At 71.7% G+C, this 9,578-nt stretch carries 9 protein-coding genes; all 9 read right to left on the bottom strand.

The genetic code is table 11. The annotated features are described in order from the left end of the window. Positions 1-729 precede the first annotated feature (729 nt). Positions 730-1,989, bottom strand: coding sequence for a tyrosine--tRNA ligase (tyrS, locus tag AB4Y83_RS19200; protein WP_442275393.1), 1,260 nt, complete (start codon positions 1,987-1,989; stop codon positions 730-732). Positions 1,990-2,099: 110 nt separating this feature from the next. Further along, positions 2,100-2,372 carry a DNA-3-methyladenine glycosylase gene (locus tag AB4Y83_RS19195; RefSeq protein WP_442297844.1) on the bottom strand — a complete coding sequence of 91 codons (273 nt, stop codon included), beginning with the start codon at positions 2,370-2,372 and terminating at the stop codon, positions 2,100-2,102. 92 nt (positions 2,373-2,464) lie between these two features. Beyond that, complete coding sequence (locus tag AB4Y83_RS19190) at positions 2,465-3,103, bottom strand: DNA-3-methyladenine glycosylase (protein ID WP_442297843.1); 639 nt, start codon at positions 3,101-3,103, stop codon at positions 2,465-2,467. 22 nt (positions 3,104-3,125) lie between these two features. Then, on the bottom strand, positions 3,126-4,616 hold the full coding sequence (gene argH, locus AB4Y83_RS19185; RefSeq protein WP_442297842.1) for an argininosuccinate lyase: 1,491 nt from the start codon (positions 4,614-4,616) through the stop codon (positions 3,126-3,128). A 66-nt stretch (positions 4,617-4,682) separates the two neighbouring features. Next, a complete protein-coding gene (argR, locus tag AB4Y83_RS19180) occupies positions 4,683-5,168 on the bottom strand; it encodes an arginine repressor (protein ID WP_056776346.1) in 486 nt (161 codons plus the stop codon). Beyond that, positions 5,165-6,358, bottom strand: coding sequence for an acetylornithine transaminase (locus tag AB4Y83_RS19175; RefSeq protein WP_442297841.1), 1,194 nt, complete (start codon positions 6,356-6,358; stop codon positions 5,165-5,167). The genes argR and AB4Y83_RS19175 overlap by 4 nt, the downstream gene beginning before the upstream one ends. After that, positions 6,355-7,362, bottom strand: a complete 1,008-nt coding sequence (argB, locus tag AB4Y83_RS19170) for an acetylglutamate kinase (protein WP_442297840.1) — start codon at positions 7,360-7,362, stop codon at positions 6,355-6,357. The genes AB4Y83_RS19175 and argB overlap by 4 nt, the downstream gene beginning before the upstream one ends. After that, positions 7,359-8,522 (bottom strand): bifunctional glutamate N-acetyltransferase/amino-acid acetyltransferase ArgJ, encoded by a 1,164-nt coding sequence (gene argJ, locus AB4Y83_RS19165; protein ID WP_442297839.1) that lies wholly within the window; start codon positions 8,520-8,522, stop codon positions 7,359-7,361. Before argJ ends, argB begins: the two co-directional genes overlap by 4 nt. Continuing rightward, on the bottom strand, positions 8,519-9,565 hold the full coding sequence (gene argC, locus AB4Y83_RS19160) for an N-acetyl-gamma-glutamyl-phosphate reductase (protein ID WP_442297845.1): 1,047 nt from the start codon (positions 9,563-9,565) through the stop codon (positions 8,519-8,521). The genes argJ and argC overlap by 4 nt, the downstream gene beginning before the upstream one ends. Positions 9,566-9,578 lie beyond the last annotated feature (13 nt).

Raw genomic sequence — 9,578 nt, 5'->3', positions numbered from 1 at the left:
GTGTTAAGCACGCCGCCAGCGTTCGTCCTGAGCCAGGATCAAACTCTCCGTTGATGTTCAAACACCCACCCCCCAACCCCGAAAGGCCAGAACAGTGAGCAAACTTTGAACCCATGAAGGGCTCGAAAACCTGACTGAAGTCGAACAACCAGCTCAAAAAGCTAGAAGTTCAATTCAACCAAAGGATAATTCGCCCAAAACCCACCCAGACCATCAGACGATGGACCGAACCAGGCCTCGGGACGAGGTAATTGGCATCGATTTTTGACACGCTGTTGAGTTCTCAAGAATCGGACACACACCATCAACCACCTCAACGAGGAGACCTCCGGGGCAACCCTTCAAACTTACCCGCCGCACGCTTGGGAGTCAAACCCGCGAAGCGTCCTTCAGGACGACCGGATCCGACCCGCTTGGTGTCAGCGGTCCTGCTCCCCGAGACTACCCGATCAGATCGAGCACCTCGGTCCCTCTGCCACCCCGGGACCGGCCTGCTTCGCGTCGCGATCACTCGCTCGGCGGTGGTGTCCGGTGCTCCCTGTCGGGCTGACGAAGAGAACATTAACCCGGCCCTCCGGAGAAACACAAATCCGCTCCCCTCAGACCCCCTGGTCGACACCGAGGGGGCGAATACCGTTGTCGCCCAACGGAATCCGCCCCCTCAAGGAGTCCCAGATGCGTGGGAGGCGCCGAGTTCGGGCACAGCTCGATCCTCACCCACGCGAGGTCTCAGGCGCGTCGCGCCGCCGCCAGGTTGCGTCGACCCCGCTTGATGACGGCGACGCTCCCGTGCAGGAAGTCGCCCTCCCCCAGCACCTGCTCCGGGTCGGTCACCTTGACGTTGTTGAGCGAGGCCCCGCCGTCACCGATCGCCCGCCTCGCCGCGTTGCGCGAGTCGACGAGCCCGACCGCCACGAGGGCGTCGACGACCGACGTCCCCACGGACACGGGAGCGCCGGGCAGCTCGGCCGTGGCGTCCGTCAGTGTCGACGCGTCCAGACCGGTCAGGTCGCCCTTGCCGAAGAGCGCCTCGGAGGCCGCCTGGACCGAGGCGGTCGCCTCGGCTCCGTGGACCAGAGTCGTGACGTCGGCGGCCAGCGCCTTCTGCGCCGCTCGGCGGAACGGCTCCTCCGCCACCTGCCGCTCGAGTTCGGTGATCTCGTCGCGGGATCGGTCCGAGAGCGCCTTGAGCATGCTGATGACCGATGCGTCCTCGACGTTGAGGAAGTACTGGTAGAAGACGTACGGGCTCGTCATGTCGGCGCTCAGCCACACCGCGTTGCCCTCCGACTTGCCGAACTTGCGGCCCGTCGAGTCGACGAGCAACGGCGTCGCGAGCGCGTGCACCGACGTGCCCTCGACCCGGTGGACGAGGTCGACGCCGGCCGTGATGTTCCCCCACTGGTCGCTCCCACCGATCTGGAGGGTGCAGCCTCGGCTCCGGTGCAGCTCGAGGTAGTCGAGCGCCTGGAGCATCTGGTAGCTGAACTCCGTGTAGGAGATCCCCTGGTCGCTCTCGAGCCGGCGCGCCACGGCCTCCTTGCGGATCATCTGGTTGACGCGGAAGTGGCGGCCGACGTCGCGCAGGAAGTCGAGCGCGCTCATCGGCGCCGTCCAGTCCAGGTTGTTGACGAGCACCGCGGCGTTCTCGCCCTCGAAGTCGAGCAGCGGCCCGACGAGCTGCTGGATCCGGTTCACCGCGGACGCGATGGTGTCCTTGTCCTGCAGCACGCGCTCCGCGTCGGGCTTGGGGTCACCGATGAGTCCGGTGGACCCCCCGACGAGACAGATGACGTGGTGCCCGGCCGCCTGCATGCGTCGCATGACCGACAGCTGGACGAAGTTGCCGAAGTGCAACGACGGCGCGCTCGGGTCGAAGCCGCAATACAGCGTGAGGGGTCCCTCCGCGAGTGCTTCGCGCAGCGCCGCCTCGTCGGTGGTCTGTGCCACCAGGCCGCGCCACTGCAGCTCGTCGAAGATGTCCGTCACGGGTATCGGTGTCCTCTCGTTCGGGTGGGCTCCCTGCCCACCGGCACACAGCCTGCCGTATGCCGCCACGCCCGGGCCACCGAGTACCGCGCGGTCCCGCATGGCGGGCGTCACGAGCGTCGTCGGGCGACCCCGGGACGGTACGGCGAGACGGCCGGCTCCGCGTCGATCCAGAAGCGCCACGGGTAGACCCCGCCGTCGCCCCCGGGGACGCCCTCGGCGCCGGTGACGACGCAGAGCATCCAGTGGTGGCCATAGGTGAAGTAGACGAAGGCGTGCCCGGGCGGCCTGAAGACCGGGGAGTTGTGAGGGGTCGGCCGACTGAGCACTCGTGACGCGGGGTCGACGAGACCGGCATACGCCTCCGTCTCGGTGACGGGCATCGTGACCCTCCGCCGTGCTGCAGGTGTCGGCCGATCAGGTTTGGCGGCCACGTCGAGGACCGGCCTCGCGAAGAACGACCGCGGCAGACGCCTCACCCGCGTCGGCGCCGCACGACGCCGGGGCGGTAGGCCGAGACGAACGGGTCCCCGTCGACCCAGAAGCGCCACGGGAAGACGGTGCCGTCACCACCCGGGCCGCTGACGCCGACCCGGGGGCCGACGCCGACGCGCTCGGGAGGAGTCCGCTCGCCCTCGGCCACGACGAGGTCGATCGGCTCCCCCACAAGAGGTCGGCAGAAGTCGAGCCCCGTGTGCTCCTTGGTCATCGCGAGCGCCTGCCCGACCCGCCCCGGTCCGCGTGCCCAGTCGCGCTCGCGCACCGGCCCCCGCCGGGACCGGACGAGGTCATGGCCGGCGACCACCTCACCGGCCCGCACGAGCACGGCCGAGGCCGCACCCTCCTCGCCGACGACGAGGTTGACGCACCAGTGGTGGCCGTAGGTGAAGTAGACGTAGGTGAACCCGGGCGGTCCGAACATGGGCTGCGTGCGCGGCGTCTCACCGCGATAGGCGTGCGACCCGGGGTCGAGCGCGCCGGCATACGCCTCGAGCTCGGTCAGGCGCAGCACGACCCCGCCGAACGCCAGGTGACGCCCGAGCAGGTCGGGTGCGACCTCGACGGACGGCCTGGCGAAGAACGAGCGCGGCAGGCGGGTGTCGTCGGGGCTCACCGACGACACGCTAACGGCTGGGTCAGACAGTCGCCGAGGTCCACGTCCGGGCGTCGGCGAGACGCCCGCGCGCGAGCACCAGCTGCTCGGTGACGCGGACCGGGGCGGTGCCGCCCTGGGCGTCCCGCGAGGCCAGGGAACCCTCGACCGAGAGGACCGACCGCACGTCGGGCGTCAGGTGCTCGCTGATCCGGGCGAAGTCCTCGTCGGTGAGGTCCCACAGCTCGATGCCGCGCGGCTCGCACTCGCGGACGCACGCGCCGGCCACCTCGTGCGCGACGCGGAACGGGACGCCCTGCCGCACGAGCCACTCGGCGATGTCGGTGGCCAGGGCGAATCCCTGCGGCGCGAGGGACGCGAGGCGCCCGGTGTCGAAGACGAGGGTGTCGACCATGCCCGAGAAGGCCGGCAGCAGGACCTCGAGCGTGTCGACGGCGTCGAACACGGGCTCCTTGTCCTCCTGGAGGTCACGGTTGTAGGCGAGCGGCAGCGCCTTGAGGGTCGTCAGCAGCCCGGCGAGGTCGCCCACGAGACGACCGGCCTTGCCGCGGGCCAGCTCGGCAACGTCGGGGTTCTTCTTCTGCGGCATGATGCTCGACCCCGTCGAGTACGAGTCGTGCAGCGTGACGAAGGAGAACTCCTTGGTCGCCCAGATGACGACCTCCTCGGCGATCCGGGAGATGTCGACGGCGGTCATCGCCGAGACGAACGAGAACTCGGCCACGAAGTCGCGCGACGCGGTGCCGTCGATGGAGTTCTCGACGGCGCGGGCGAAGCCGAGGTCGTTCGCCACGGCCTCGGGGTCCAGCCCGAGCGAGGAGCCGGCAAGGGCCCCGGACCCGTAGGGCGAGGCGTTCGCGCGGACGTCCCAGTCGCGCAGTCGGTCGACGTCGCGCAGCAGCGCCCAGGCGTGGGCGAGCAGGTGGTGCGACAGGAGGACCGGCTGGGCGTGCTGCAGATGCGTGCGGCCCGGCATGGCGACGCCGAGATGGCGGTCGGCCTGCGACACGAGGGCGTCGACGACGTCGAGGACGAGGCCTCCCACGACGCGAGCGTGCTCGCGCAGGTACATCCGGAAGAGCGTCGCCACCTGGTCGTTGCGGGACCGGCCGGCGCGCAGCCGCCCGCCGACGTCGGGGCCGACGCGCTCGATGAGGCCGCGCTCGAGAGCGGTGTGGACGTCCTCGTCGTCCTCCGCGGGCGTGAAGGCGCCCGACACGACGTCGTGCTCGAGCCGGTCCAGACCGTCGAGCATCGCCTGGAGGTGCTCGTCGGAGAGCAGCCCGGCCGAGTGGAGCACGCGGGCGTGGGCGCGAGACCCGGCGATGTCGTGCGGCGCGAGGCGCCAGTCGAAGTGGGTGCTCTTGGACAGTGCGGCCAGGGCCTGGTCCGGACCGCCGGCGAAACGCCCGCCCCACAGGCTCACGCGCTCGGCCGGCGCGGCCGCGGTGCCCGGCGCACCCTCCGCCCCCTCAGGACCGTCGGTGGAGCTCGGGTGGGTGGGGTCGGTCATCGCGGGGTTCTCCTCGTGGGTGGGGGTGCGGCAGGGGCCGGCAGGTGCCGGCAGGTGCCGTGGGTCTCAGTCTCGCGTGCCTGCGAGGGACTGCAGCCGCTCGGCCACGGCGCTCGCCTGCTCGGCGCTGCCGGTCACGAGCAGGATCGTGTCGTCGCCGGCGATCGTGCCGACCACCTCGGGGTCGCGGGTCTGGTCGATGGCCGACGCGAGGTAGTTGGCCGCGCCCGGAGGGGTGCGCAGCACGACGAGGTTGACGGCGGCCGCGGCCGACACGAGCAGCTCCTCGCACGTGCGACGCAGACGGGCCGAGGCGGCGTCACCGATGGACCCCACGGCGGCCACCTCACCGCCCTCGCCCGGGACGGCATACGCCAGGGCCCGGCCGCGCCTGACCTTGACGGCGCCGAGCTCGACGAGGTCACGCGAGAGCGTCGCCTGGGTCACCTCGGTGCCCTCGGCGGCGAGGAGGTCGGACAGCTCGCCCTGGCTGTGCACCTCGTGGGCGCCGAGCAGCTCGACGATGCGGCGCTGGCGCTGGGTGCGGCTCACGACGTCGTCTCCCCCGCCGCGTGGGCGGCCTCGAGGATCGCCGGCAGGGCGTCGAGGAAGCCCTGGAGCTCGTCCGCCGAGATGACGAGCGGCGGCGCCAGGCGGAGCGCCGTCGGAGTCACCGCGTTGACGATGAAGCCCGCGTCGCGGGCGGCCGCCATGACGGCCGGAGCAGGTATGCCGTCCAGCTCGATCGCCCGCAGCAGGCCGCGTCCGCGGGTGCCGCTGACGCCCTCGATCTCGACGTCGTCGAGCAGCGCGGCGACGTCGCGGACGTGCTCGAGCAGGTGATCGCGCTCGATGGTGTCGAGGACGGCGAGGCCGGCCGCGCACGCGAGCGGGTTGCCGCCGAAGGTCGTGCCGTGCTGGCCGGCGGCGAGCAGGGCGGTGGTGTCGGGACCGAACGTGACGAGCGCGCCGATCGGCACGCCACCACCGAGACCCTTGGCCAGCGTCATGGCGTCCGGGACGATGCCCGACTGCTGGTGCGCGAACCAGTCGCCGGTGCGGCCGATGCCGGTCTGGATCTCGTCGACGACGAGGAGCGCGCCGTGCGCCGAGGCCACCTCGCGGGCGAGGCGCAGGTAGTCGACCGACAGCTCGCGGACCCCCGCCTCGCCCTGGACCGGCTCGACGAACAGCGCTGCCGTCGTGTCGCCGACCGCCGCCTGCAGGGCGTCAGGGTCGTTCGGCGGGACGAAGACGACCTCGGGGATGAGCGGTTCGAACGGCTCGCGGTAGGCGGCCTTGTGGGTCAGGGCCAGGGCGCCCGTGGACCGGCCGTGGAAGGACCCCTCGAGCGCGACGATGCGGGTGCGACCCGTGCGCCGCGACAGCTTGATCGCGGCCTCGGTCGCCTCGGTGCCGGAGTTGGCGAAGAAGACGCCGGAGCCCTCGGGCGCCGACGCTACGGCGAGGATGCGCTCGGCGAGCGCGATGGCCGGCTCCGAGGTGAAGAAGTTGGACACGTGGATGGCCGACTCGGCCTGCTTCGTCACGGCCTGCACGAGCGCCGGGTGGCCGTGGCCGAGGGCATTGACGGCGATGCCGGACAGCAGGTCGAGGTAGCGCTTGCCGTCGACGTCGGTGACCCAGCAGCCATGGCCGGAGGCGAGGACGAGCTGGGGCGTGCCGAAGACCTGGACCATCGCTCCGGCGTAGCGGCCGAGCAGGTCGCTCCCGGCGGTCATGAGTCCTCCTCAGGGGTGGCGGGTGGTCCGGATGCGCGCGGCGGCGTTCGCTCGGAGCCGGTGATGTCGGGCAGGACCATGGTGCCGATCCCCTCGTCCGTGAAGATCTCGAGCAGGATCGAGTGCGGCTTGCGGCCGTCGACGACGTGGGTCTGCGGCACGCCGCCCTCGACGGCACGGATGCACGCCTCGAGCTTGGGCACCATCCCGTGGTCGACGCGCGAGAGCAGCTCCCGGGCTGCGCTGACGGTGATGGTCGAGAGCAGCGAGCCACGGTCGGGCCAGTCGGCGTAGATGCCCTCGACGTCGGTGAGGACGACGAGCTTCTCGGCACCGAGAGCGACGGCGATCGCCGCGGCGGCCGTGTCGGCGTTGACGTTGAGCACCTGCCCCTCGACGTCGAGGTCGGGCGCCACCGTGGAGACCACGGGGACCCGGCCGGCGTCGAGGATGTCGATGATCGCGGACGGGTTGACGCTCTCGACGTCGCCGACGAGGCCGAGGTCGACCTCCTCGCCGTCGACGACCGTGCCGCGGCGCCGCGCGCCGAGCAGGGCCGCGTCCTCACCGGACAGGCCCACCGCGATGGGACCGTGCTGGTTGAGCAGGCCGACGAGCTCGCGCCCGACCTGACCGGTCAGGACCATCCGCACGACGTCCATGACCTCGGGCGTCGTGACGCGCAGGCCGCCCTTGAACTCGCTCTCGAGCCCGACCCGCTCGAGCATCGCCTTGATCTGAGGTCCTCCGCCGTGGACGACGACGGGGCGCAGCCCGGCGTACCGGAGGAACGCGATGTCCTCCGCGAAGGCGGCCTTGAGCTCGTCGTCGACCATGGCGTTGCCGCCGTACTTGACGACGACGAGCGCACCGCGGAACCGCTCGAGCCAGGGCAGCGCCTCGACGAGGGTGGCGGCCTTGCCCGCGGCGACGCGGATGGCCGCGGCGTCGATGAGGCCGCGGAGGTCGGCGGGCTGGTCAGGGCGGGTGCTCGTGGTGGTCATGTGCTGTAGGCCGAGTTCTCGTGGACGTAGTCGTGGGTCAGGTCGTTGGTCCAGATCGTCGCGGCCTCGTGGCCGGCGTGGAGGTCGACGAGGACGTGGACCTCGCGCGGGGCGAGGTCGACGAGGCTACGGTCCTCCCCCACTCCACCGGCGCGGCACACCTGGACGCCGTTCATCGTCACGTCGAGCGTCGTCGGGTCGAAGGCGGCCTTCGTCGTGCCGACGGCCGCGAGCACGCGCCCCCAGTTGGGGTCGTTGCCGAAGATCGCGCACTTGAAGAGGTTGTTGCGGGCCACCGACCGCGCCACCTCGAGGGCGTCGTCGGTGCTCGCGGCGCCGACCACCTCGATGGCGACGTCGTGTGCGGCGCCCTCGGCGTCGGCGATGAGCTGGCGGGCGAGGTCGGAGCACACGGCGATGAGGCTCTCGGTGAGCTCGTCCCGCTCGACGGAGACGCCCGAGGCGCCGGAGGCGAGGACGACGACGGTGTCGTTCGTCGACATGCATGCGTCGGAGTCGATGCGGTCGAAGGAGACGGATGTCGCGGCGCGGAGCGCGGCGTCGAGGTCTGTCTGCTCGACGACGGCGTCGGTCGTCACGACGACGAGCATCGTCGCCAGAGCCGGGGCGAGCATGCCGGCGCCCTTGGCCATGCCGGACACCGACCAGCCGGCGCCCCCGTACGTCGAGACCTTGTGCACCGTGTCGGTCGTCTTGATCGCGACGGCCGCCGCCTCGTGGCCCTCGGCGGACAGGGCGGTGGCAGCGGCGTCGACACCGGTGAGGACCCTGTCCATGGGGAGCAGCTCGCCGATGAGGCCGGTCGAGCAGACGACGACGTCGGCCGCCGAGACACCGAGCACCTCCGCCACGTGCTCGGCGGTCCGGTGGGTGTCGAGGAAGCCCTGGGCGCCGGTGCAGGCGTTGGCGCCCCCGGAGTTGAGGACGACGGCGTCGACCCGGCCGTCGGCGACGACCTGGCGCGACCACGTGACCGGCGCGGCCTCGACGCGGTTGGTCGTGAAGACGGCCGCCGCGTGGCGGTCCGGACCGTCGTTGACGACGAGGGCGAGGTCGGGGGTCCCGCTCGCCTTGAGGCCCGCGGTGACGCCCGCCGCACGGAAGCCCACGGGCAGCTGGACGGTCGGGTGGCCACTCACGGGGCGACTCCTGCGATGGGGAGCCCGAGGGTCTCCTCGAGACCCAGGGCGAGGTTGGCGCACTGCACGGCGGCGCCGGCGGTGCCCTTGGTGAGGTTGTCGATGGCCGACACCACGACGACCCGACCGAGCCGCTCGTCGACGGCCACCTGCAGCTGCACGTGGTTGCTGCCCACGACCGAGGCCGTGGCGGGCCAGGAGCCCTCGGGCAGGACGTGGACGAAGGGCTCGGCGGCGTATGCCGTCTCCCAGGCCGCGCGCACGGACGCCGGGTCGGTGCCCGGACGCAGGCGGGCCGTGCACGTCGCGAGGATGCCGCGCGGCATCGGCGCCAGCGTCGGTGTGAACGAGACCGTGACGGGCTCGCCCGCAGCGCGGGAGAGGTTCTGCTCGATCTCCGGGGTGTGCCGGTGGCCGCCTCCGACGCCGTAGGGCGACATCGAGCCCATCACCTCGCTGCCGAGCAGGTGCGGCTTGAGCGACCTGCCGGCACCCGACGTGCCGGAGGCGGCGACGACGACGACGTCCTGGGCCTCGAGCAGACCGGCGGCGAACCCGGGGGCCAGCGCGAGCGAGATGCCGGTCGGGTAGCAGCCCGGCACGGCGATGCGGCGTGCGCCCGCGAGCCGTTCGCGCGCCACGGTGCCCGCCGGTCCGGGGAGCTCAGGGAGGCCGTAGGGCCACGAGCCGGCATACGCCGTGTCGTAGAAGGTCGTCCACGCGGACTCGGACTCGAGCCGGAAGTCGGCCCCGCAGTCGATGACGACGACCGAGTCGGGCAGCTGCGCGGCGAGCGCCCCCGAGTGGCCGTGCGGCAGGGCGAGGAAGACGACGTCATGGCCGGACAGCGTCTCGACGGTGGTCACCTCGAGCACACGGTCCGCAAGGGGGACCAGGTGCGGGTGGACGCCCCCGAGTCGTTCACCCGCACTGCTGGCCGCCGTGACGGCGCCGACCTCGAACTGCGGGTGGGCGAGCAGCAGCCGGAGGATCTCTCCTCCGGCGTAGCCGCTCGCCCCCGCCACTGCTGCCCTGATCACGATGCATGACTATACA

The sequence above is a fragment of the Terrabacter sp. RAF57 genome, assembly GCF_052113925.1.
Taxonomy (GTDB): domain Bacteria; phylum Actinomycetota; class Actinomycetes; order Actinomycetales; family Dermatophilaceae; genus Terrabacter.
This window is presented reverse-complemented; position numbering and strand designations above follow the sequence as displayed.